The organism is Stenotrophomonas sp. HMSC10F07 (genome assembly GCF_001807895.1).
Taxonomy (GTDB): Bacteria; Pseudomonadota; Gammaproteobacteria; order Xanthomonadales; family Xanthomonadaceae; genus Stenotrophomonas; species Stenotrophomonas sepilia.
Genome location: NZ_KV791446.1, coordinates 101,788 through 126,553, shown reverse-complemented (window position 1 = coordinate 126,553; position 24,766 = coordinate 101,788). Strand labels below are relative to the sequence as shown.

Here is a 24,766-nt window from a genome sequence, read left to right as displayed (position 1 = left end):
CGGTCCCGCGCGCCTCTTCGTCGCGCGTGAGCGACTCTCCAACGTTCCGCTTTCATCCTGATTGACGCCGCGTTCGCGTGGCAGGGCGTCTCTCGACCGTGACGAGCTGAATCTTGTTATGACTTGATTTGAGAAGCACATGAAAAGGAGCACTCCGCGTCATCGTCTGGCTTCTTGCAGCTCGCCCCAGCCCCCGCGTGTGGTACTTCGACCGCACGTGCTTGCTTGGTCGGCAGCATGGGCGCTCGGTCTGATTCCGGCGCCGAGCCTCGCCGAGCCCGAGGCAGTGGCAGCTGCGGGGGCGTACGTCGAATTCAACACGGCTTTTCTTGGCCCCACGACGACGTCAAAGATGGATATTTCGCGCTACGAGCGAGGCAACCCGGTGTTGCCGGGAACGTACAGCGTTGACCTGTTCGTCAATGAGGAGTTTATCGCGCGCCCTGCGATCGTGTTTCGTACGGTTGCCGGAAAGGATGCTGCGCAACCTTGCTTCACGTACGACATGCTGCTGCAGATGGGCATTAATCTAAACAAGCTTGACCAGCACCCTGTCGGCCCCCAGAGCACGTGCATTTCACTTCAGGACATCGAACCCGATGCAAGCGCCCGAATGGACGTGAACGCGTTGCGTTTGGATGTCTCGATTCCTCAAGCGACGATGGTGCGCCGCGCCCGCGGTTATGTGGATCCGCAGTTGTGGGACCAGGGCCAGTCCGCCCTACTGTTGGGCTATAACTTCAACGTTTACTCGGTGAATCAGCGATATGCGGGCGGTTCCACGAGCGGCGGCCAGGCGATTGGCCCCGATGGAGCGCCGGTGTCTGTGCAGAACGGGACTTACTTCCGTTTGGGAAGTGACGGCACATACGTGCCCAGCAACAACGGTGGCTTCATGCTGAGCCCTGATGGGCGGTACGTTCCGGTGCGGCCTGGTAGTTTCACGGCGGCTCGCTCCGGTGGAGGATACGACAATGTCAATGCCTACCTCGGTCTGAACATGGGGTTGAATGCAGGAGGTTGGCGCTTGCGCAGTCAGGGTAACCTCGTCTGGGATCAACAGAGTGGCCGTGCGCTGTGGACGAACATTGGCTCTACTGCGTCGCACGATGTGACGGCGCTCAAAGCACAAGCGACGTTGGGCCAATCCGCCACACAAGGCATCATCTTCGACAGCACGCCATTTCGTGGGGCGACGCTATATTCCGATGACCGCATGCTGCCGGACTCCATGCAGGGGTTCGCGCCAGTTGTACGGGGCGTGGCCAATACGCGCGCGCGGGTGGAGCTGCGCCAGAACGGTATGCTCATTTACGAGACCACCGTAGCGCCGGGTCCGTTCGTTATTGACGACCTTTACTCGACCAGCTATGGCGGGGACATCACCGTCACCGTCTTTGAGGCGAATGGCAATACGCACTCCTTTGTTGTGCCGTTCTCTGCTGTGCCGATGCTGCTTCGGCCCGGCGTCGGTCGCTGGGCAGTGACAGCGGGGCAAGTCTATTATCCGAGCCTCAACCAGAGCACGATGTCCTTCTTTGAGGGCACGTACCAGAGAGGCATCAACAATTGGCTGACCCTGTATGGTGGCCTGCAAGTCGCCAACGGTTCCCAGTACACCAACATGCTGCTCGGCGCCGCGGTCAATACGCCGATGGGCGCGTTTGCCACCGACCTTTCCCGATCGAGCACGCGTCTGGGCCAAACACATTTGTCGGGGGACAGCGTGCGCGTGTCCTACTCCAAGACCATACCTACCAGTCAAACCACCTTCATGTTGGCAACCTATCGCTATTCCGATGGTGGTTACCAGTCGCTGTCGGACGCCACGCTCACCAAGGGTCAACTCGCCGCAGCCCAGGGTGCGGGATATTCGTTCGATCCGAGCAGTCTCTATCTCGGGCGCAACAAGCTGCGACTGCAAGTGACCTTGAGTCAGAGTCTGGGAGACAGGTATGGCTCGGTCTACTTCAACGGACTACGAAACACGTACTGGGGACAGTCCAATAGTAGTGCAACGTACCAGTTCGGATACTCCAATAGCTGGCGTGGTATGACCATTGGCATCACCGCCGGGCGTACCTACGCTTATAGCGGGGCCGCGGGTGGTGGACGCTTCGATAACCAGATTGGCATTAACCTGTCGGTGCCGCTCGGCCGGACTGCTCAACAGGCACCGACCCTGACGCTGATGGCCCAACACGACGATAATTCGGGTAATACGAGCGGCGCCGCAATCAGCGGCACGTTCGGGGAATTCAATCAGTACAACTACAACGCGGCCGTGAATTATCAGGATCGTAGCGGTGACGCTACGACCGTAAGCGGAGGCCTTGGCTGGGCGGCGCCGTACGGGCACCTCAATGGAAGCTACTCCGTCAGCGATCATTATCGCCAGGGGGCTTTGGGGGCATCGGGCGGGGTTGTAGTGCATGGCGGTGGGGTGACATTGGCACCTCAGATGGACTTGAACAGTCCAGTGGCGATCATTCACGCGCCCGATGCGCAGGGCGCGCGTGTGACCAGCGGAGGCCAGACCAAGATCGACGGTCGCGGCTACGCCATCGCGGCGGGGCTAACGCCATACCGGATGAACGACGTCATCCTGGATCCGTCGGGCACGTCTGTGGATGTCGAGTTGCAAACGACGCGCCTACAAACTGCGCCACGGGCTGGGGCAGTGGTTCCGATGACATTCCAGACCAGCAAGGGTCGGGCGTTGCTGATTCGTAGTCAGCGAGCGAATGGCGAGTCCATCCCTCTCGGTTCTGATGTGTCTGACGCGCAGGGGAACCTCGTCGGAATGGTCGGTCAAGGGGGGCAGATTTTCGTGCGTACAGCGCTGTCGCAAGGCGACCTTCAAGTCCAGTGGGGTACCGATCCTTCGCAACAATGTCGCATCGAATATTCTGTTCCCGATCGAACCGTCGGAGATTCGCTTCAGGCACTGACCGCTATTACTGCTATTTGTCAGTGATGGAACTTCGCAGCCTTAGAGCGTTTCTGGGTCAAGCCGTTGGGCATAAGCTCAGTTCTGCTGGACTAGGAACGGTTCAAAGGATCGCTAAATGGTTGCTCGCAGGGGTTGATTCATGCGCTGCCGCCATCGCATCCGAGGCTGGACAGCATCAGCTTGGCGTTTGAGGAGAATAAACATGAAGATGAACTGGATGGGCAGATGTGTCCTGCCCCACCTCGTAGCGATGCTATCCCCGCGTGCTGCTTTGCGCTTGGGCGTAGTCCTGATTCTAGCGATGGCCGCTCACAACGTTAGTGCCAGATCTGTCTGCAAGATGACAAACGTAAGTGATGGTAAGGCTTACTATGTGGGAGGGGTGAGCGGATTCAATCCACCGCCATTTGATCAAGCAGCATATGCGGTCGGCCAAACTATCTACAAAGCAACTGGGACGATCGTTATTGATAATACCAAGGGTCAAGCCACATTTTCGTGTTCGGGTAATCCTCCGGATAGACTTTTTATGTCCGGTTATGGGGTCCCGTCGAATAACATATATTCTACTTCGGTCCCAGGCGTCGGGCTGAGGATATCCTCCTTCGCTCAGAGCTATTGGCCTCTCAGTTCGACATATTTGCCATACGAGGGCTCGATCGGGTATAGCTATTTCGAAACCCAATTTGAAATTGCCCTTGAATTGGTGAAGACCGGGCCGATATCTGCAGGTGGAGTTCTTCAAGGAAGCTTCGGGAAATATACCGTTGGCTCGGCCGGTGGGCAGATATTGCTGGATTTTGTTTGGGATAAGCCGGTGGTTGTCCAGCCGCAGGCGCCGACCTGCACGGTGCAGACGCCCACAATTGGTGTAACCATGCCTACAGTCTCAACTGCAGCTTTCCCCGCGATCGGAAAGACCGCGGGCGAAAGTGCATTTGACATCGTGTTGAGCTGTTCGGGTGGCATGTCGGGCACCTCTACCAACGCTCGCGTGACCCTCACTGACTCTAGCGCACCGGGCGCTGTATCCGATGTGCTTTCGCTGACGCCCTCGTCTGCGGCCAAGGGGGTGGGGTTCCAGGTGCTATTTAACGGCACGGTGCTAACGTTCGGTCCTGAATCAGGTGTCGGAGGCAATAGCTGGGCCGCCGGTACGATCCAGCAAGGACAATCGACCTTTCGTATTCCATTGAAAGTGCGATACGTGCGGACAGGTCAGACCATCACTCCGGGTGCGGCCATTGGCGTGGCGACGTTTACGATGAGCTATCCCTAGCCCTCGCGCGGGGTGTGAGATAAGAAAGGGCACGACGCACATATCTTCCCTTTTCACTATATCTGCCTAGGGTGTTGGGTTGCGCCCGACGCCCGGGGCAAGCAGGACGGCTACTGCCCTTCGGGCAGGGCGAGGCGTAGTATGACGCTCACGCGAATTTCGGTGAGGTGCCAGCGGCGCAGCCAAATGGGTAACCGTCGCTGCTGCCATACATCCGACTACAAACGCAGGTGCGGGCTAGCACAGTGGCTCGTGGCAATCTCAGTCGCCTCATCGTTGTTCCGCGAGCAAGCTTGACTTTCAGGTTTGCCTGATTTCCCGCTGTCGTGGTTGTACCTACGATAAGGTCATGACAACCTCCGCACACCACGATTCGGCCTCGAGCGCTTCCGCAAGCACCCCTACGGTGCTGTTGCGCTGGCTTACGGTGTGCATTTTCCTTTGTCTGATCGGCACCGCCGGCTTTTTTCTTCTGGCGCGCATGACGGAAAAAGTGTCCCTGCATCGCAGGGAAATGAACGCGGCAGCGTACAACGTCCAATCGTATTTCAATCAAAGAGAAGCGCTTTTGCGTTATCTCAACGACTCCGTCATTACAACAGTCCCGACTCAGTCTTTGTTGGCAACCAACGAGGCTCGGCCCCTGTCGCTGGGAATGGGAACGGACCGTCAGAAGCGCGTACTGTTGCTATCTCAACGCGCGGAACACACGCTCACGACGCTCGGTGCTGACCTGCTTCTTGGCGGCGACTTGCCTGCCGGTGAAATGCGATGGCTCGCGGGGCCGCAGTTGAGCGGCGACCTAGTCCGCGCGCCAAGGAACACCGAATGGAGCGACAAATCCGCAGACGGCCGTGTCTATTGGTCACGTGGCATCACCGGGCAGGAGCTTTATCTTGCGCAGGTCGTGAGTCCGCACGACTCCCACCAGTGGCTCGTACTGCAATTGAACGTCGAGGACGCAAAGCGAGTGATCCATGGCGCCGGGATCGGCGACTATGCGTTGCTGAACGCCAGCGGTAAGGTGTTTTTGACAAGTAAAGCCGCTAGCGAGGACGGCCTCCTCTGGAAGGATTTGAATGGCCGTGGTCAGGACATGTTTGGTATTGCCTGGTTGGGTGGGCTACCACGTCAACTCGTTCTGGATGTGGCGGTCGGTGAAGACGGATGGCGCCTGATCTACGTCGTGCCAATGGGCCAGGTGGCGCGCGACCTGTGGGTCGATCTGGTGTGTACTGGAGCACTTATTGTCCTGGCGGCTGCGGGATTGGTGTTATTGCGGCGCCGTGTCACGCGGCAGCTCATCGAGCCGGCCATCGCGCAGCACCGACAATTGCGCGAGAGTGCAGCTTTTACGAATGCTGTCATCGACCTCGCGCCCGTCGGGATTGCCGTTGTTCGGCGAAGCGATCAGCAGATCATTCTCTCCAACACCTTGGTGCGTGAATGGCTCGGTGACGATCTGCATGGTCAGGACTGGCAAGCCGAGTGGCGTGCACAAGTTGCGGGAAGAGCGGCCAGCAAGGAGTTCGCAACGTCCGGCGACAAGCATTTGCAGGTTCTCTATGCCTCGACACGCTACCAAGACGACGATGTGCTGTTATGCGTATTCAACGATATCACCCGGCATCGTCAAGCGCAGCGCGCTCTGGCCACGGCCCGCAAGGCCGCCGATAGCGCCAACCAGGCCAAGAGCGCGTTCCTCGCGATGATCACCCACGAGATCCGCACACCACTTTACGGCCTGCTTGGCACGTTGGAGTTGCTCGGGCGAACTTCTCTGGATCCGCAGCAGGCGGAATACTTGCGCACGATGAATGATTCCTCCATCACGCTGCGACAACTCATCAGTGATGTGCTCGATGTTTCCAAGATCGAATCAGGACAGATGAATCTGGAGGTAGCGCCGTTTAGTCCGCTGGATCTGGCCGAGAGTGTGGTGCGGGTTTTTTCGGATACTGCCGCCGGCAAAGGCCTCAAGCTCGTGCTGTGCGTGGATCCCGCCCTACCAGCTCGGGTCTCGGGTGATGCTGAGAGAATCCGTCAGGTATTAAGCAACCTCTTGAGCAATGCCATCAAATTCACGCATTACGGAAGTGTCACGTTGCGTGTGCGACTAATCGAGCGCGAAGGCGATTCGAGCCGTCTGGCGTGGCAGGTGACCGATACCGGAATCGGGATCGCGGCCAAGGATCAGGCCACACTTTTTGAGCCGTTTGCGCAGGTTAAGGGTACGGGCACGCATCGTGGTACGGGTCTTGGATTGTCGATCAGCGAGCGTCTGGCGCACCTGATGAGCGGCGAGCTACGCCTGGTTAGTGAGCCCGGGCTGGGTAGCAGCTTCACCCTCACATTGCCCCTGCCGCTCGTCGAAGCCGAAGATACGTCCGTTAGGCTCCTGGCGGAGCCGGCTGTATATGTGCGCGGGCGGCAGCGTGAACTGGTCGATAGCGTAGTCGGATGGGTGCAACGCTGGGGGGGAGTCTCCAAGATTATTGGGAGCGACTTCATTGTGGGGGAGTCGCGCGATGGTGCGGTGCTGGTCGATATCGATCCCGACCAGCCATTGCCGTGGCAAGGTCCGCAAGTGTTGTTGATGTCTGCGCATAGCGATGCGATGCGCTCATCGTGTAGCAACGCCGCGGTGGTGATGCTCTCAAGCCTGCGCGCTGTGGGTGCGGCTATCGCACAGGCGCAGCGCGGTTCGCTGCGCCATGAGGGCTCTGGGTTGACTGCGGCAGTCGAGCCATTGTCGCTTCACGTTCTAGCCGTCGAAGACAATCCCATCAATCGTCTCATCCTCAAGGAGCAACTAGAGGTGCTTGGGTGTCGCGTGAGCGTCGCAAACGACGGCGCTGCGGCGATGCGCTTGTGCCTGGATGAGTCGTTTGATGTGGTCATCACGGACATCAATATGCCGGAAATGGATGGCCATCAACTGGTACGCGAACTGCGATCCGGTGGCCATGCGGTACCTGTCATAGGTGCTACCGCCAATGCCACTTTCGAAGAGAGGCAACGTTGCCTGGAAAGCGGAATGCAGGCTTACCTCGCGAAGCCTATTGAAATGAATGCGCTTCGGGACGTCCTTGTGAGCGTGAGTCAAGGGGGCAAGAAATGAGTTTCGCCATTCTCATCGTTGAAGATCAGGCGTTTCAGCGCGGATTTATCGCAAATCTTTTCAGTGCACATGCTGGCTTGCGTGTGGATGCATGCGACAGTGCGCAGTCAGCCATCGCGATGTGCAATTGCCAGTCCTACGATCTAGTCGTGACGGACTTATTGATGCCGGATCACGATGGCATCCAGTTGATCCAGGAGTTGGCTGCGCGGTCGAATCCACCGCGCTTGGCGCTCGTAAGTGCTACGTCCCGACGGATGATGAGTGCGGCCCGCTTGATGGCGGAATCACTGGGTCTGACGGTGCTGGGCTTACTGCCGAAGCCTGTTGCGGCCTCTGATGTGGACGCCCTGCTCGACGCGTTGGCACTCAGTGGTGACGTGCAAAAGGGTACGGAACCGACGCGCGTCGTGCCGATTGAAGCAACGCGGGAAGAACTCCAGCGCGCTCTTGCGGAGGGGCGTATCACGGCCTGGTTTCAACCCAAAAAGTCGTTGACCTCTGGGGCCGTCGTGGCTGCGGAGGCCCTTGTGCGCTGGGAGCACCCGCAGCGTGGCATTCTATTGCCTGGAACGTTCTTATCAGCCGTGCATGCGCACGGTCTTGACGAGGCGCTGCTGGTACAGGTGCTCAAGGCCAGCGTTCAAGCGCAGAAGCGCTGGCGCAAGCTCGGCTTTCACATCCCCGTGTCGATCAACCTGCCGCCTCACCTGCTTGAACATGCGGACCTTCCCGATCGCTTGCTCGCCTTGACCCAGCAATGGGGCGGTACTCCCAGTGACTTATGCTTCGAGTTGATGGAAAGCTCGACCACGCATCATGTAAGTGACTACTACGCCGGCGCCTGTCGGCTGCGCATGAAGGGCTTTGGACTGGCGCAGGATGATTTTGGGCAAGGGTTGAGTTCGGTTCACAACTTGGTCAACACGCCATTCACGGAGGTCAAGATCGATCGAGCCTTGGTACACGGATGCGCCGCAAGCGCTGCGCTCCAGTTGACGCTATCCACAGTAATCACCTTGGCCAATCGTCTGGGCTTGACGATCGTGGCCGAAGGCGTGGAGGCGGAAGCGGACTTGGCCGCGTTGCGTCGTTTAGGCTGTGATGTAGTGCAAGGCTTTTTTATTTCGCAGGCCTTGCCTTTAGACGGCTTCGCGCGGCTCCTCTCCGAGGAGCGGTCTGCCTCCGGCGGGCCGTCTAAGTTGTCGTAATTTGGCTCGGCCAGGCCAATGGCTTTAGCTATCATTGGCCAACCGCAGATTGCCTCGTTATCCGGTGCGCACGCGGCAGCTGGGTGCGAGCGACGGCAAATGGGGTAGGCGCTCTTGTTGCATGGGCTGTGGCCTATTCACAGTGGTTTCACCGCTCAATTGTTTTGTATTTCAGAGTGGCCTTCCGGAGCCGGCGGCTCGGTCGTCCATCTACGCCCCGGCGTATTGACAACGTATACCGTAGTTTTTATAGTCAGAAGGGCGCGCATTCCGGCACCAGGCCGGTGCAGCTGCGCCTTTCCTGAGGCGCATATGCCGGAAGCCTTGCCATTTCGCCGACTTGCCAGTCGGTCTGTCCTCGCCCATGCGTTGCTCGTGATAGTCGTTGTACTGGCAACCCTGCAGGCCGGTTTGCTGATTTCTGCTGGGTTGCAGGTGCTGCGGGAGACCGAGGACAAGCTCGAGTTCCACTTTCGACGTCTGGACGGTGCGTTAAAGGAACAGGAGCGCTTCCTGCAACGCTGGCGGTTGCATGACACCTCTCCATCCCCAAACGACAGTAGCTTATCCGCGACGGCATCAAATCCGCCATGGTCCATGGCACCGTTCTTTGCCTCCTGGGCTCTGGTGCAGGCGCCTGGCAGTTCCTCTCAAACGTCGCCACGGGAGCTCGCCGAGCGGTTTCTTCGGTTCTATGGAAGCTTCTGGGCCGAATCATCGTACGTCGCTCCCCAATGCATGCTGGTGGATGGGGCCGGTAGGTCCGGAATACTAGTTCCCGTTACGGGCAATTCTGCGGATCGCCTCCAGGGAAGTCCTTCCCAGTTGGAGGCTGCTGTCACGCGTATTCATCGAACCGTCGTCAACCGACCTCAACTAAAGGAAGGGCAGATCCTTTGGGTTCCTATCCCATGGCTTGACGGCCAGTCCCGGTTGCTCGCCATTTCGTATGCACCTCAGGACAAGCGCTTATGGGCTATGGAAAGCGACGAGGCGTTCCCATCGGCAAGCTGTTTGCTGGACACCGGGCGCGTTGACGATTTTCGAGAGGCGCTCGGCCGCTCGACCTTTTCCAGTCTCTCCCTATTTGACGCCGAGGGCACACGATTGTTTGGTCTAGCCGAAGACACGCCCCGTCCGGGTGCGTCGGCGCTTGGGGTCGACCGCCGTGGTCTCGTCTACAGAGTGCACAACGATCGCCAATGGATTGGCGTCTATCATATTGCTTGGGGTCAACTGGTCGGCCAGGCGCGCGCCCCGCTGCTTGCGAGCGCGATCGTGGCCCTCCTACTCGCTGCTGGCGGCGTGATTCTACTGGGAACGTATCGTCGCTCGGTCGTTGAGCCGATGCGTCTTAACCAGACGAAACTCCTGGAAAGTGAAGCCTTCAGTCGTGCCGTTCTTGAGCATGCTCCGATTGGGCTATGCCTGCTACGGCGCAGTGATGGCGCGGTCATGCTCGACAACGAGCGCTTGCGAGACTGGCTTGGCGGGGATTACAAGGGCGGGGGCTGGGTAGGTGCATGGCGGCAAGCCGTGTGTGCGGAGGCGCACGGATCGTCGGGCAGCGAACGCAGCTATAGGACGCCCGAACAGCGAGATCTTCTGGTCAGCGCGGCCGACGTTAAGTACCGCGGTGAGTCGGCAGTCTTGTGCTTATTCATCGATCTGAGCACGCAACGTGAGGCGGAACGCCTGTTGCAAAAGGCCACTTCTGCCGCCGATTCGGCCAACCGCGCGAAAAGCATGTTCCTCGCCACGATGAGCCATGAAATCCGCACGCCCCTTTATGGTGTACTGGGCACACTTGAGCTGCTCGGCCTGACTCCCCTGAACCCGCGTCAACATGAGTACCTGCAGACGATCCAGCACTCCTCGGTCGTGCTCATGCAGATCATCAGTGACATCCTGGATTTGAGCAAGGCGGAGGCGGGACAATTGCGGTTGGAGGCAGGGACCTTTGACCCGGTATTGCTCACAGAAGATACCGTCGCCGCTTGGGCAGGCGCAGCGCGTCAAAAAGGTCTCCAGTGTTATGCCTGTATCGACGCCGATGCTCCCAAAGCGCTTGAAGGTGACGCGGCTAGAATCCGCCAGGTCCTGAACAATTTACTCAGCAATGCGGTGAAATTTACCGACATTGGACGCGTCGTGGTGCGTATGACGCGCTTCATGCGGGATGAGCGGCAATGGCTGCAATGGCAGGTGACCGATACCGGTATCGGCATTGCCGATGAGCATCAAGTGCATCTGTTTGGTGCGTTCTATCAGGCAAGCCCCAGCAACGATGGCCAACGCGGTGCCGGTTTGGGCCTCTCCATTTGCGCCCACCTGGTCGCCATCATGGGAGGAGACATTCGCCTAGTGAGCGAAAGCGGCCTGGGCAGCAGCTTTACCTTCGAACTCCCCCTGCCGTCTGCGTCATCCGAATCGCTGCGCCCTGCGCCTGCCCGGTTAGCGTGCGAGGTGGCGGTTCTCGTGCGCGGACCGGTGCGTGAATTGGTGCAGTCGATCACCGCGAGATTGTGCGAACGTGGTGCGGCCGCTATGCCCTGGAAGGGCAGTACCGCACCCGAGGCCGAGCCAGATACCGTCATGCTCGATCTTGAGCTAGAGGATTCCCATTCGACGTGGCCGGGTCCTCACGTTATCGCGAGCAGCGACGCAGGCCTACCCGAGTACGTGGGCGGGGCTTGGCACGTTACCCTGCACCGTTTAGATGCCATCGTGGCAGCGATTGCTTCAGCCAATGGCCAGCCGCTTCCTGCGGCAGCGCGCGGTAGTGCGCAGCCCGTACAGCATTTAGGGCTTCAGGTTCTGGTTGCGGAAGACAACCCTGTCAATCAAGCCATTTTACGCGAGCAACTGGAACAACTGGGTTGCCAGGCCGTGGTCGCCAGCGATGGTCGTGAAGCACTCGACTACTGGGGCCAACGCCCCTTTGACGCAATCATCACCGACCTCAATATGCCGAGATTGGATGGACACGCCTTAACGCGCGCGCTGCGAGAACGTGGTGTTCGTGTTCCGATCATTGGTGCGACCGCCAACGCGGACCCTGCCGAACATGATCGCTGCGTTGCGCTGGGCATGGAGGCGCTGTTGGTCAAGCCCATCACGCTGCGTGCACTCCAGGAGGTCCTCGAGCCGGCCGTTAGGGGGGCGCAGATGTCCCCCGAAGAACCCTCAGCACCGGCAAGCCGTCCATCGTCCCCTGAGGAGGTGCTGCACATTGCGCCACACATGCGCGAGCTGTTTGTGCAATCCATGCGAGAGGACTTGGGAACTCTTAGGGATGCGCTCGATGCCGCGCAAGCGACGACGGTCTCCCAGGTACTGCATCGTATTCGTGGTGCCTTAGTCGTCGTCGGAGCAACGACACTCGCCGACGCGGGGCTCTCGATTGAAGGACGGTTGAAGTCCGGCGCCAGTGTCATCGAAGAGCGCCCTAACGTGCTCGATTTCATAAGTCGTCTAAGCGCGCTACTCGAGCCACTTGGAGAGTTCGAAGCCAACCCTCCCCACCTAATGGACGGTTTCCAATGAGCACGCGTTTACTGATTGCTGACGATCATCCAATTGTGTTAGCCGGCATCCGGGACGCACTCGCCAAAGAACGCGATCTGCAGATTGTGGGTGAAGCTAGGGACCCTGCAGCACTTATTGAACTCATGGCACGTGTTCAACCCGACGCGCTCATCACCGACTACAGTATGCCAGGCAACGAAGAATTCAGTGACGGCATCAAGTTGATTTCCTACCTGCATCGCCGTTTTCCGGAATGCCATCTGTTGGTGCTCACCATGATGTCCAACCCCTCTTTGCTAAGCGCCATGTATGCGGCAGGAGCGGCGGGCGTGGTGGTGAAGAGTCACGGGCTGGCCAGTCTGGTACAGGCGCTCCGAACTATCCTTAGCGGTCGTCTTCACCATGCGCCGGAGTTGCAGACCGATGCGCTCTGCCGAGACGCCGCAAGTGGTGTTGAAGCGGCAGCTAGTTTGTCGCCGCGGGAATTCGAGGTTATCCGCCTTTTTGTCAGGGGATTGTCTGTCAGGGACATCGCGCTACAACTGAACCGCAGCGGCAAGACAGTGAGTACCCAGAAGGTCAGTGCAATGCGAAAGCTAGGTGTCGACACCGATCAGGCATTGATCGAATACTGTTTGAGAGTCGCGTTGTTTGGTTGATCTGGATGCGCCGACGCCACCTGATGCGGCAAGCCACAGCGCGGGTCGACGGATACTCCCGCACCTAGACAGGCAAGCAACGACACTCTGGCATCTATCTTGTCGGCGGCCAACGTGTCGCAGTTCTGGTGGAGACGTTTTTTTAGGATTTGCCCTATTGCTACTGCCGTGGGTTATGAAGATATGTTGGCGTTGACCTTGGGACTTCTCCCATAGAGGGCTCGGAACGTTGAATTTCTATTCAGTAATTATTCTGGTGGCCACATTCGGCCTTATCGCTTCGTTTACTTTCGCTGGTCGGCACTTTCGCCTGCGCGCTGGAAATGTTAATAGGGAGGAAGACTTCCACAAGTTAATAACCGGCGCGGCTCTCTCTCTGCTGGGCTTGCTGATAGGTTTTACGCTATCCATGGCGATAGGAGGTTTCAATTCTCGTCAGTCCTCTGAGGAGAACGAAGCAATAGCCATTCGAGCAGCTATGCAAAAGTCCTCACTCCTATCGCCGGAGAACCAGAAGATCGCAATTGCCCTGCTCGAAGACTACTTGACGCTTCGTGTTGAACTTTACGAGTCTGCGGGCAGTGAACAACGGGGTAGACTTCGTGAAGAAGCTCTGAACACGCAGCGTCGGCTGTGGGAAGTTGCCGCCTCCGAGGCGCGCCGGAACCCTACGCCCATCAACGCGCTTGTGGTCAACGCGTTCACCGACCTTTCCAGTTCGCAACAGCGAACAATCTCGTACTGGCGCCGACAGGTTCCATTGGCGGCATGGGCACTGCTTTTGTTCATTGCCGGGTGCTGCGGCGGGCTTATCGGCTATAGCGCAGGGCATACATCGAAGCACGATGGGATGCTATTGATCATGCCGGCGATCATCGCGCTTGCCTTTCTAACGATTGCCGAGATAGACGCTCCCGGTGAAGGCATCATTAGGGTTAGCGCCAACAACCTCAAGACCATCAGTTTGGAATGATGCGAAAACGATGGCGTGAGCTGCTCATGGCTATCGTCAGGGCTGCGCTTGCGAAAGCCCAAGAATCAACTCCCTCGGCGCGCGGCCCGCCACGGAACTCATATGACCTGAGTGAGCGACGAGGGGACAGACCATAGATCGGCGCCAAAGCACTTGGAGCGGCTACCACCAACGCTCCTTGGCCGAAATCTTGCATCCTGGCGCATCGTCTGTCGGTATAGAGCGATACTGTACCCTGGCTCGTACGCCGACCACCCGGGCGACTGATTTATGCAACAACGCGCAACCCGTCGTTCCACAGCATGCACGTCACAGCCCTGACAGAGGGGGCCACGCCCCATTTTTGGCTGCGGAAAACACGGACACACAGCGCCTTTCCTATTCATGAGATAGCCCGAGAATGAAGAAACACCCACGCGAATCAGCAGGCATGGCTGTACACGCCAGAAGGCTCGCCGTTTTTCTTTGGATGACCACATTGGGAGGGTGCGAAGTGATTGCCTCCACCTCGGGTCTCATGGGTTGCGCGTTCCGGCATCAATTGGAAATCCAGCCGGGCGAGCTTTCCGCCGCGCGTATAAACATGCCCTACAGAGCAACCATAGACGTTGTGGCAGGCAGCGGCCCAGTGTCGAATATCTGGGCGACGGACCTTCCCGCAGGCATGGAACTCAGCCATGTCCCTCGAGAAAACTATGCCGAACTGATCGGCACGCCCCACCAAATCGGAAACTACAAGATACAGGTCTCAGCTGCAACCATGGGCACCATGTGCGCAGGCCAGCACGCACAGAGAGAAATCAGCTTGCAAGTCACTCCCTAGCAATACTTGCATTCCATCACGTGGCCCTAACCGGTGAAGCAGGCCGCGCTCCGCGCTCACTCGAATGAGCTTAGCCATTCGTGCCAACACCCAATCGCGCCCCAACGTCGCCGACCTTTGCCCCGAGAGGTGATCTACTGTAAGCGCTCAATAAATCACGCCCTCTCTTCAAGAGCAGTAATGTGAGAAAAAGGTGTCCACCAAATCGGTGGACACCTATGACAGAGAAGGGCTCAGAGTTAAGAGTAGTGAGGCAAGGGCGCGATGGTCGTCGCCGGTACTAAGAGAGCGCCAGGCGGGCGCTGGTCGAGCGAGCGTTGCGGCCGGGTATTTCGGTGGCGCGACTTGCACAGGGGCATGGTATCAATGCGAACCTGCTGCGCAAGTGGATCACGAAGTACCTGATGCAACGCGAAGTTTCGGGTGGCCAAGAGGCGCTGACGGTTGATGCGGCCGAAATAGTTGCGGTCAACGGACCGGCTCGGGAGTTGGCGCGCTCATCGTCGACGGCATTTGTGCCGGGTATCGCCGAGCCGCCAATGTCAGTGGCCGAGTTCACTGGTGAAGAACCGAGACCCGTTGCGGCGATGGCGGCTGCGCCGCATGTCCGTCTGCCCAATGGCGTAGAGTTTGATCTTGGCCAGGCGGGCATGCGGGAACTGGCGGCAGTGGTCCACATGTTAGGGGGAGCTGCCGTGTTGCGGTTCGACGAAGGGTTGAAGGTGTATCTGCATCGGGATCCGGTGGACTTCCGGCTGGGGATCAACGAGCTGTCGATCCTGGTGGAGCAGGCGATGCGGGTCAGCCCGATGAGTTCGGCGCTGTTCGTGTTCGGCAACCGGCGGCGCGACCAGATCAAGATCCTGGGCTGGCAGGGCAACGGGTTCTGGCTGTTCTTGAAACGCCTGGAGGCGGACCCGCTTCGCTTGGCCGAACGATCAGGAGACGGTGGTCTTGAGCGTGGAGCAATTGCACTGGCTGCTCGATGGCATCGACCTGGCGGTTGTCCGCAAGCACCGGCCGCGCTATTACGCGCTGGCTGGTTGAACGTCTTGAGGCGGCAGCGGTCTAACCACGATGCCGCAGTCGCCCCAGACCATCAAGTTGCGCATCGAACAGTACCAGGCGCAGTTCGCCGAGCGTGATGGCCTGCGCGGTGAGCTTGACGGCGTGCCCGGGGAACTGACGCTGGCGTGAGCGCAGCGCGACTTGGCCGAAGAACGTCTGAGGGCCTACGAGCACGAATTGTTCGGCGCCTCCAGCGAGGCACGCACCGCGGGGCAGTTGGGCCTGTTCAACAAAGCCGAGGCGCTGGCCACCGCGGTCGGTGCGGCGCTCGCGACCGAGAATCGGCCTGGTGTGGCTGTCGCGGGCCATACCCGTCAGAACCGGGGCCGCAAGCCGCTCGATCCGGGGCTGCCGCGCGAGGTGGTGCGCCATGAACTGCCTGCATCTGAGCAGATCTGCGCGCACGATGGCCATGCGTTGGTCGAGATCGGCGTGGAGACCAGTGAGCAGCTCGACGTGATCCCTGAGCAGGTGCGCGTGATCCAGCATCAGCGGGTCTAGTACGCATGTCCCTGCTGCGACTTGGGCGTCAAGGTGACGCCGGCGCCGGCGCGCATTATCCCTCGCGGGCTGCTGACCGAAGCGGCGCTGGCCTGGATCATCAGCGGCAAATACCAATACGGCATGCCCTTGTTCCGCCAGGCGGCGTTGTTGCGCCGCTTCGGCGGGGACATCAGCTCGAACACGATCGCCGCCAGCGTAGTGCGTGCCGGCCTGGCGGTGCAGCCGGTCATCAACCTGATGCGAGATGTGCTGCTCGAATGCGATCTGATCTATGGAGATGAGACTACCTTCCAGGTCCTCAAGGAACCGGGGCGCAGCCCCCAGACCAAAAGCTATTTATGGGCCCGGGTCAACGGCTCGGGGCCGCCGGTACGGCTGTTCGCGTACTCACCCGGGCGGGGATCTGAACATGGGCAAAAACTCTATTCGGGGATCAGGCCTGGCGCCGCCCTGATGACCGACGGCTACGAGCTGTACAACGGCATCGCACGCGGCCACCAGTTGGTACACCTGGGCTGCTGGGCGCACGTGCGCCGCGGCTTCATCAAGGCCGAGCAAGCGGTGCCCAAGGCGGCCCGCGGCTCCGAGTTGCCGGCCACCCGGTTCGTGACGCTGATCGGCAAGCTGTTCGCGGCCGAGGCGCGTAGCCAAGCGTGGGCGCCTGCGCGCCGCCAGCGGCGGCGAGTGCGCTACAGCGCCCAGATCCTGGCTCGCCTGCAGGCCCTGCTGCTCGCATACCTGCCTACTGTCGTGCCATCGAGCCTGCTGGGCCGGGCGTTGCTGTACATGCAGGGGCATGTGGGCCAAGTTGATCCGCTTCGTCGAAAACGGCAACTGGCCGCTGAGCAACAATTTATGCGAAAACGCGATTAGACCCTGGGTCGTCGGCCGCAAGGGCTGCTTGTTCGCCGACACCGTGGCCGGCGCCCATGCCAGCGCCAACCTGTACTCGCTGATCGAGACTGCCCGGGCCAACGGCATCGAGCCTTATCGCTACCTCGTCTGGCTGTTCACCCTGCTGCCGCTGGCCACCACCGCCGACGACTACGCCGCACTGCTGCCCTGGAATATGCCCGCCAGCAGCCGCTGACTGCGCATCATCAGCCCTCTGCAAACTGAGGGGCGTCGATAAATGACCGCATTCGAACGACTGGACGCTCACGGTCGCGGCAACAACCACGCAGCCGGTCGGCTCGCAGTGCCTTCGTTCGATCTGGTTTCAGATCAGCCTGATGGTGCGACGGCAAGCGTTGGCTTCAACTGTATGAAGTCTGCGCAGAGGGGTAGAGACGCGTGATCAGGGTGCTGGTGCTGGGCGGAACGGAAGGCGGTCGTACGCGGATTGCACGGCTGTTCCGGCGGCATCGCCGCATGCGCATTGATCTGGCCGCGCCACTGGAGCTAGGGGTGTCACTGCTTGGGGTCATTTCTTACGACCTGGTGGTGGCGTTCTTCCAGCCGGATTTGGCTATACGGTTTGCCAACGCCTGCGTCGCGGGTCGTGTGGGGCCTCCGTTGGTTGTCTTGGCGCCCGGCCTTCGCCACCAGTGCGCACAGCTGCAACGTGTCCTGGCTGCGGCCTGCTTGCCTGCCGCGGCTTTCATTCGATATGAGGATGACGATGGAGACGTGCGGCCGATTCTGGCTGGCCTAGAGCGGGCCACGTATGCTGCGGGCGGAGCCGCCCCTGCGATTGGGCCTTGACGAACAGGTGGCATGCGGCTCGATTCGATAGCGGCCCGCGCTCGATACCAATCGAGGTGCATGTTGGTAGCTGAGCAACGTCTTGCGAATGGAGCAAATGTGCACCCTGACTGCTCCATGTGTCAGTGAGCGCGAATTGAGACTTTCGCGCAGGTGTGCAGTTGGAATGCCATCCTCCCCGGCAGCGATGATCGCTGAGAGGATGGCGCTCTGCACCGGGGACAGCTTTAGGCAGATATTGCCAAAGTAAATGACGGCATTGGGCCCGACATGCAGGCGAGGACCGCCCGCATCGGTTAACCAGTCGCGCGGAACTGTCCCGTTTCTGCGACGCTCCCATGCTTGGATCCGGGTCACCACCTCGATGTCCGTCCAGTCATCTAGGCAGATGTCCGCACCGCGGGAGTGCTGCTCCAGGCGCACCATCACCGTGCTACGGAAAGGCAACAGCACGGCAATCAGCGGCGCTCCGACTCCATTTCCTGCTGCCCTGCGCAGCGACTGGATCATATTGCCGCCGGGGCGTCCCAATAGAACGATTGCCGTGTATCGTTGCCGCCTGGCCATGGTGCAAGCGCCGAACCTCGAGTAGGCGAAATCGATTCGGATGCCAGCGCGATCGAGCGACATCGCCAGCGTGCCCCCCGCCTTGGTCTGCACAAACAGGACATCGCCTGCCCCCTCTCGGGCGATCCAGGGACTGGAGGAAGAGACGGTAGGAGCGCTGGCAGTCATGAAGGGGGCTGGGACTTGTTAGGCGGGCCATCGTTTGCAAGCCGACCGTCCGTGCACGGTATATCGGGTCGCGCCTGCCGTGAGCGGAGGCGGGACTGGACGGCGCATGGAATACTACGGGTTTGCGGCTTGGCGGCACCATCAGACGCGACCGAAAGTTCGTAGGCCCTAGACATCGCTCACGGCTGCTGTAGTCCAGCGCAATCTCCGCGCGGTGATCGGGTCGCACAAAGGGAGTCGGGCCCGTTTTGAGGAGTAGCGGGCAGGCCTCCACGGCACTTGCCTCTCCGGCGATGACGGCCCAAACGTCTACGTATCGGTCTGCGCCGTCATGCAGCCAGTGGCCTTCGAACACGGTCGAACGTCATCCGAACACCACCTCACACCTCCGATCCCTATGAAAACCGCAATCGTCATCGCCGATCGTCATCCCATCGTGCTCGTCGGAATATGCGATGCCATTGATCGGAACCCCGAGTTCGCGGTCAGCAGCATGAGCCGGATATGGCGATTTCCGACTACAGCGTGCGCGGCGACGATAACCAGAGGCGACGGCTTGAAACTGATTTCCAATCTAGCCCGGCATTTTCTACGTGATAGGCGCCTGATCCTGATCATCGAGTCCGGTCCCGCCATCGTTGCCGAACTGTATCGTGCCGGACACCTTGCGGCGTGGTGCGAAAAAAGTGGCGACTTGCGCGGGCTTGACGAGGCCCTGCGAGCGATAGCGGTCAAGCGGGGGGATCGCTTGCAGGATCTGCCGGTCTATAGTGCGATTCCTGATGCTGGGGGTACATCGTCAGCGGTAACGTTGTCGCCCCGTGAGGTGGAGGTCATCCGCTTGTTCGCTCTTGGGCTGAGTGTCGGCTACATCGCAAAGCGGCCGAGTCGCAGTAGCGAGGGCGTTAGTGCGCTGAATATGAATGACATGGGGAAACTGGGGCGCAGACTGACCAGGAATTGGTGTCTTTCTGGCGAAAGTCCACTCTGTCCAGTTAAGCGACAAGTTGGCTGCAGCGCATTCTCGGCGCATCTTTTAGGGTTCATCTGATGGCAGAGCCGGTGGCCACCACTCTAAGGTCGTGCTTTTCCCGCATTGCAGTGCTAGATGCGGGAACTTAGACGCGGCCTAGTTGGAGTAGCCCGATGATCGTATGTGATGGATGGATTTTTCGCTCAGACGACGTTGAGTCCATCGGGCCAATCGTGGACGAGGGAAACGCCTGCTGGTTTGAGATCCGGACAGTGGACGGCCGGACCTACCTGATCAGCCGCAAAAACACGCGCGAACTATTCAAGCAGCAGGCCGCGTTGTTCTCCCAACTCGCAGAGTGGGAGTTGCGCCGCAGTAGGCTCGACTGACTTACAGACGAATCTACTGCGGCGCGATCCACAGCCATAGCGGAGTGCTATCGCTTTGCGGAGGCATCGGCGCCGAGGTCCATCATCATGCGTGCAACCAGGTAGACGCGCGGCTCGATGGAATCCACCTCTATGAACTCGTTCTTCGCGTGATAGCCCCAGCCCGCCAACCCCAATCCTTCCAGCACTGCGGCCTTTCCAGATTTTCCGGCAAAGCCGGCATCGGTGCCACCATTGGTGGTGGGGTGGAACAGCAGTTCGCGCCCGTCGAGTTCCGCATATATCTTCCGGGCGCGATCGGCAAGTGCCGCGCCACGCTCACCGGCTACGTACATCGGGCGTAGCGGATCAAGGCTCACCGTGGTGATGGTATCGGGAATCAGGCCAGGAGTAGCTGTCTTTTCCTTCAATGCGGCTAACAGGCGTTCGTTAGCGCCAACCTCGGTGACACGTACGTCGCCTGTCGCTGACGCTTCAGCGGGAATCTGGTTGCGGGCAGCGCCTGCTTTGGCCATAGTCCAGTTCAGATGCGCACCATGCACCTCCTCGGCCACAGTCCGAGTCTGAAGCAGGCGGTTGGAAAGCTCCAGCAGCGCATTGCGCCCTTGTTCCGGCGCAGCTCCGGCATGTGAAGCGCGCCCATTGACGGTCATCATCACCTGAGAGGTACCTGCGGCACTAAGCAGCACACCTTCGCTCTTGATCACGGCTTTGGCGGGCGAGGGCTCAAAGGATAGAACAACGTCCTGCTCTGCGGCCAAGGCGGCGATGGTCTCACCGGAACCGGGGGAGCCGATCTCCTCATCCGGGTTGAGGAGTACAGTCACCTGCGCGTAGTCCTTCCACCCGCGCGCCTGCAGTAGCGCCAGGGAATGAAGGATGACCGCGATGCCGCCCTTGTCATCGGCGATCCCGGGACCGTAGATCAGGTTGCCTTCACGACGGAAGGGCTCACTGCCCAGGATGCCACGATCATAGACCGTGTCCATGTGGGCGATTAGCATGATCCGAAGTGCACCTGTTCCCTTCAGCACGCCGCGCACCATGGGTACTCCCTCACCTGTAGCCGGCGGACGATCCACCGTTGCACCCAAACGTTCCAGCCGGGACGCGAGGTAGGTCGACATCTGCATCAGACCCTGCGTGTCGTTGGAACCCGATTCGATATTGACCAGATCATCAAGCGTGGCGATTACCGCGGACACTTCTTTCTGTGCGGCGGCGCGCAATGCCTTGTCAGGATTCGCGTGTCGCTCGGCGGCAAGCAGTGGACTGCAGCAGAGTAGCAACAGTGGGGCGAGACAAAGACGGTTCCGCATGGGATTCTCCTCGGGCTCCGGATAGAGTTCAGGAAGGGGTTCTGGGAATGCTGCTGTCAACGAAGGGCAGGTGTATGTGGCGCAGAACCTCCAGATTGAAATCGGATTCTAGAAAAGGCTGGCAGCGGCCAGCAGTGCAGTGCCTGGCCACTCCCGGGCGAGGCACTGCCTCTGCTGCTCAGCAGCAACCCTGCGTGTTCTGTCACCCAGCGGGTCAAAGCCTCGGTCGCAACCGTGCTCCCGCCCGAAGGAAAACCCCTGGGCTGGGACCACGCTCTGATGTGCTCGTCCGCGAGTGCCCGGCGCCACTCGTGCCCCTCAGGTTCGGCGTCGAGTTGGAACACCCGTGGGCGCCGGGGCTGGGGGAAACTTATCAGGTCTGCCAGCAACGCGGCCACCTCGCTTGCTTGGACAGGTTTGCGCAGCACAGCCACCACGTTCACTCCCGGCGACTGCGCGGTCAGCTTAGCAGAGGCAAGGATCCGTCCTTCGGCGACGCTCATCAGCGCAAGCCGGGGAGGATCGGCCAGACCCGACAGGAACTGGATGAACTGGATCGCATTCATGGCCGGGATTTTAATGTTGCTGAGCACCAGGTCGGATGACTGGCTAGGCAGCGCGCAGCAGCATCGGCTGCGGACAGGCACGCCTCCACCTTGATGCCCAGCTGACAGGAAAACAAAGCGGCCAGGATCTCAAGCTGGAATGGGTGATCTTCAATGATCTGCGCGCGCTGTGTCACGCGTTGCCCTATGCTAGGTGCAGCGACTATTGAGGACGACATTTGTCTTCTGGATACTGCACCTTCGCTGGGGAGCGCGCCAGTGCCCAAGTCCCCTCGGCATGACCGCGGGCGCCTTTTGCCGGATATAGGACGCGTCTGATGGCGGCCTGCCACGGGCCGATCTAGCATCCGCCCCGAAAGCGCCGCGATCCGCCTTTGGACGGGATCTGACTTCGAGAGTAACCACGGTATTCATCCCATGCGTAGAACAGCACGTCTTCATCGCGTGATCAGCCGGCACGACGTCAGGACGATTCTCTCCTGTAGGCGCAGCGTACTCATCTCACATCGGAGTCTACATAACCCGATCCATTGCACAGCTTTGATGCGGGGTGCGCACCACGGGGTTGCCGCCGTACAGTTCAAGAGCCGGCGCGTGTTAATAGGCTGGTGTCTGCGCAGGAACACGCCAGAGGCGGAGGTGCCCCAGGGGCTGCGCAGACAGCTCCGCAACTGCCTGACGGCGCATTCGATCGCGGGGGCAGGCCATTCGATTAAGCGTGTTGTGCTGTCTACTCAACCCGCTGTGATCGTCCAATTGTTCGATTCCCTCTCGGCCGCCACAGACGGTGACTCGTTGTTCTTCGTCTGTGAAGGACCTCATGTGGCGCAATGGCTAGAGTTGGCCCTGCACATGAATGGAATCTGTAGCAGCCCCCTCGCTTCGCGTCGGCCTCCATCAGCGCACCCCGTGGAATAGGATGTGCCTGAGGTAAACAAGGGGCGTGCGTTATGGTGGGCAGCTCTCGAATACCGGCAGGAGCACCGCAACGCTAATGGTCGGCCACACCAGCTCCGACATGAGTCTGGGCGAAGGTACATTGACCGTCACCGGTACCGGCTCGATTACGCCGCCCTGTGACAATGGCGGCCTGATGGTGGGGTCCTCAAGCAAGGGGGTATTGAACGTCACTGATGGCGGTATGGTTCAGAACAACGCATACGCCTACCTTGTTCGCCCCTCCTAGGGTGGTGGCAACGGCTACGCGCTGGTCAGCGGTCTCGGCAGCCTATGGAAGATGGGTGGAGCGTGGATGAAGATTGGTCCCCAGGGGCAGGTACGCTGACCATCAACCAACCGGGCAGGTCGTGCTCAACAATGCAAGCACGCTGGCCTTGCGGATCGGCGCGAAAGCCGAGGGCGCACTCAACGTGTCCGGTGACGCATCGGCATGGACTGGTGTCAGCGACGTAGCGGTCGGTTACCTCGCTGCCGGCTGGCTGAACGTGACCGATGGCGGCACGGTCCGCAACGCGGCTGGTCCTACTGGTTGACCGGGCCGGGCATTGTCACTCGATCGCATGGTCGGTATCGAGGAGATAGATTGCTCCTCATCAACCATGACCTTACTTGCCGGCACAACTCTTCAGGCTGCGCAAGACGCGGCTGCAGCCGCCGGCTTCGAACTGGCTCTTGATCTTGGTGCCCGTGGTTCTTCTCAGATCGGAGGAAAATTTCGAACGATGGCTTGCGAACCGGGCGGCGAGGATGACAGCCGCAGCGGACAACAGGGCAGAAACTCCTGCCAAGGCGATGGGCAACGTGTAGCTCTGGTACAGGTCGTACAGGAGTCCGGCAACGCTACCTCCAGCTATCGCTGCAATGCCTACGGCGATGTACAACGCCCCCAGGATGGCGCCCAGATTGGCCGTGCCGAACCAGTTGCTGGCAACCGCCGGATACAAGGCGATGCAGCCCCCGTTGGCTGCCCCGAACAGCAACGCAAATACGGCCAGCGCGACAAAGCTGTGTGCAATGCTCCACAGACCACACAGCACGACCAGACTGAGCGTGACCACGATCAGGAAACGCTGTGCGCCCATACGGTCGCCAATGCGCCCGAGCACCAGCCGGCCGCCGATATTGCCCACGCCGATCAGGCCGATCAGCAGATTGGCCTGCGTGACACCCAGGCCGTACTGCCGTGCATAGGGATTGATGTGAACGAGCGCGAGGAAAAGGCCGATCGACCCGAAGAAGATCGCCACGAAGAACCACCAGAATCGTGGTTGACGGACCGACTCACGCAACGTGATGCCGTGACCCGATGTGGCCTGCTGACCGGAAATAGCCTCTCTGGGACGTATGCCATCGGGAAACTGGCCCAGTTCCGCCGGCTTTCCACGCAGGCAGCCAGCGGTGGCCAAGCCCACCAGAGCGATGGCGGCGGCGTAAATCTGCATGGTGCTCTGCCAGGACAGGTGTTGCATCAACAGACCGGCGACCATCGGCCCGACCAGTGTGCCCAGCCCCGTGCCGGCCAGGGCGAGGCCAGAGGCAGAACTGCGGCGGTTGATGAACCAACGCTGGATGGTCGAAACCGCGGGCACGTACACCAGGCCGACGCCCAGGCCGACAAGAACACAGAAGGCCCCCGAAAAGAATGCGAGCGAGAACGACACCAGACTGCTGACAAGGAATCCGAGCGAAAGCAGCACGATGCCGATGCTGGTAACAATGCGCACCGACGTTCTGTCGCTCCAGGCGCCGGAGAAAACGCCCACCACGTAGTAAATCAGCGCCGTCAGCGAGAAGATGGGTGCGGTGGAGAAGCGACCGGCATCGAAGTTCGCCTGCAGGCTGGTGAAGAACGCACCAAACGAGTAGGCGGCGCCGAAGATCAAGGCCAGCAGAACATGTACGGCCCCGACCATGTACCAGCCGTGGAATCTATCTGTACTTTCCATCGAAACCTCCTTGTCAGTAGGTATTGTTGGCGCATCCGCGTGCGCATCGACCTGA

16 protein-coding genes and 1 pseudogene are annotated in these 24,766 nt (G+C 59.9%); 14 read left to right on the top strand and 3 right to left on the bottom strand.

What is annotated here, in order from left to right; translation table 11 throughout:
- Window positions 1-139: 139 nt before the first annotated feature.
- The 12 genes and pseudogenes from HMPREF3114_RS18435 (at window position 140) to HMPREF3114_RS21305 (ending at window position 17,209) form a co-directional block, all read left to right on the top strand.
- Window positions 140-2,977, top strand: a complete 2,838-nt coding sequence (locus HMPREF3114_RS18435; RefSeq protein WP_083297616.1) for a fimbria/pilus outer membrane usher protein — start codon at window positions 140-142, stop codon at window positions 2,975-2,977.
- Window positions 2,978-3,155: 178 nt separating this feature from the next.
- On the top strand, window positions 3,156-4,232 hold the full coding sequence (locus tag HMPREF3114_RS20750) for a fimbrial protein (protein WP_176746392.1): 1,077 nt from the start codon (window positions 3,156-3,158) through the stop codon (window positions 4,230-4,232).
- Between the two features lie 349 nt (window positions 4,233-4,581).
- Window positions 4,582-7,353, top strand: a complete 2,772-nt coding sequence (locus HMPREF3114_RS18430; RefSeq protein WP_070490345.1) for a response regulator — start codon at window positions 4,582-4,584, stop codon at window positions 7,351-7,353.
- Window positions 7,350-8,564: an EAL domain-containing response regulator gene (locus HMPREF3114_RS18425; RefSeq protein WP_070490343.1), complete on the top strand. Its 1,215-nt coding sequence runs from the start codon at window positions 7,350-7,352 to the stop codon at window positions 8,562-8,564. Before HMPREF3114_RS18430 ends, HMPREF3114_RS18425 begins: the two co-directional genes overlap by 4 nt.
- A 312-nt stretch (window positions 8,565-8,876) precedes the next feature.
- On the top strand, window positions 8,877-12,110 hold the full coding sequence (locus HMPREF3114_RS18420) for a hybrid sensor histidine kinase/response regulator (RefSeq protein ID WP_070490341.1): 3,234 nt from the start codon (window positions 8,877-8,879) through the stop codon (window positions 12,108-12,110).
- Window positions 12,107-12,751 (top strand): response regulator, encoded by a 645-nt coding sequence (locus HMPREF3114_RS18415; RefSeq protein WP_070490339.1) that lies wholly within the window; start codon window positions 12,107-12,109, stop codon window positions 12,749-12,751. The genes HMPREF3114_RS18420 and HMPREF3114_RS18415 overlap by 4 nt, the downstream gene beginning before the upstream one ends.
- A gap of 229 nt (window positions 12,752-12,980) precedes the next feature.
- Window positions 12,981-13,724, top strand: a complete 744-nt coding sequence (locus tag HMPREF3114_RS18410; protein WP_070490337.1) for a bestrophin-like domain — start codon at window positions 12,981-12,983, stop codon at window positions 13,722-13,724.
- 400 nt (window positions 13,725-14,124) lie between these two features.
- Window positions 14,125-14,547: a hypothetical protein gene (locus tag HMPREF3114_RS18405; RefSeq protein ID WP_141750849.1), complete on the top strand. Its 423-nt coding sequence runs from the start codon at window positions 14,125-14,127 to the stop codon at window positions 14,545-14,547.
- 302 nt (window positions 14,548-14,849) lie between these two features.
- The gene (gene tnpB / locus HMPREF3114_RS21320; RefSeq protein WP_256337662.1) at window positions 14,850-15,692 is read left to right on the top strand and encodes an IS66 family insertion sequence element accessory protein TnpB; all 843 of its coding nucleotides are present in this window, start codon (window positions 14,850-14,852) and stop codon (window positions 15,690-15,692) included.
- Between the two features lie 64 nt (window positions 15,693-15,756).
- Window positions 15,757-16,116 (top strand): IS66 family transposase, encoded by a 360-nt coding sequence (locus HMPREF3114_RS21315; protein ID WP_218086330.1) that lies wholly within the window; start codon window positions 15,757-15,759, stop codon window positions 16,114-16,116.
- Window positions 16,117-16,128: 12 nt separating this feature from the next.
- A pseudogene (locus HMPREF3114_RS21310) lies at window positions 16,129-16,992 on the top strand (IS66 family transposase); the annotation flags it as partial.
- 28 nt (window positions 16,993-17,020) lie between these two features.
- The gene (locus HMPREF3114_RS21305) at window positions 17,021-17,209 is read left to right on the top strand and encodes a transposase domain-containing protein (protein ID WP_218086328.1); all 189 of its coding nucleotides are present in this window, start codon (window positions 17,021-17,023) and stop codon (window positions 17,207-17,209) included.
- Between the two features lie 560 nt (window positions 17,210-17,769).
- On the opposite strand, the gene HMPREF3114_RS21120 is transcribed toward HMPREF3114_RS21305, so the two are convergent.
- Window positions 17,770-18,558: a response regulator transcription factor gene (locus HMPREF3114_RS21120; RefSeq protein ID WP_141750848.1), complete on the bottom strand. Its 789-nt coding sequence runs from the start codon at window positions 18,556-18,558 to the stop codon at window positions 17,770-17,772.
- Window positions 18,559-18,955: 397 nt separating this feature from the next.
- On the opposite strand from HMPREF3114_RS21120, the gene HMPREF3114_RS21115 reads away from it, so the two are divergent.
- Window positions 18,956-19,609 carry a response regulator transcription factor gene (locus tag HMPREF3114_RS21115; protein ID WP_141750847.1) on the top strand — a complete coding sequence of 218 codons (654 nt, stop codon included), beginning with the start codon at window positions 18,956-18,958 and terminating at the stop codon, window positions 19,607-19,609.
- Window positions 19,610-19,967: 358 nt separating this feature from the next.
- Here HMPREF3114_RS21115 and HMPREF3114_RS18380 read toward each other — a convergent pair whose 3' ends face one another.
- Complete coding sequence (locus tag HMPREF3114_RS18380; RefSeq protein ID WP_070490329.1) at window positions 19,968-21,239, bottom strand: glutamate carboxypeptidase; 1,272 nt, start codon at window positions 21,237-21,239, stop codon at window positions 19,968-19,970.
- Between the two features lie 1,873 nt (window positions 21,240-23,112).
- On the opposite strand from HMPREF3114_RS18380, the gene HMPREF3114_RS18370 reads away from it, so the two are divergent.
- Complete coding sequence (locus tag HMPREF3114_RS18370) at window positions 23,113-23,298, top strand: hypothetical protein (protein ID WP_070490325.1); 186 nt, start codon at window positions 23,113-23,115, stop codon at window positions 23,296-23,298.
- A 72-nt stretch (window positions 23,299-23,370) separates the two neighbouring features.
- Here HMPREF3114_RS18370 and HMPREF3114_RS18365 read toward each other — a convergent pair whose 3' ends face one another.
- Window positions 23,371-24,711, bottom strand: coding sequence for an MFS transporter (locus HMPREF3114_RS18365; protein WP_083297610.1), 1,341 nt, complete (start codon window positions 24,709-24,711; stop codon window positions 23,371-23,373).
- Between the last annotated feature and the right edge of the window lie 55 nt (window positions 24,712-24,766).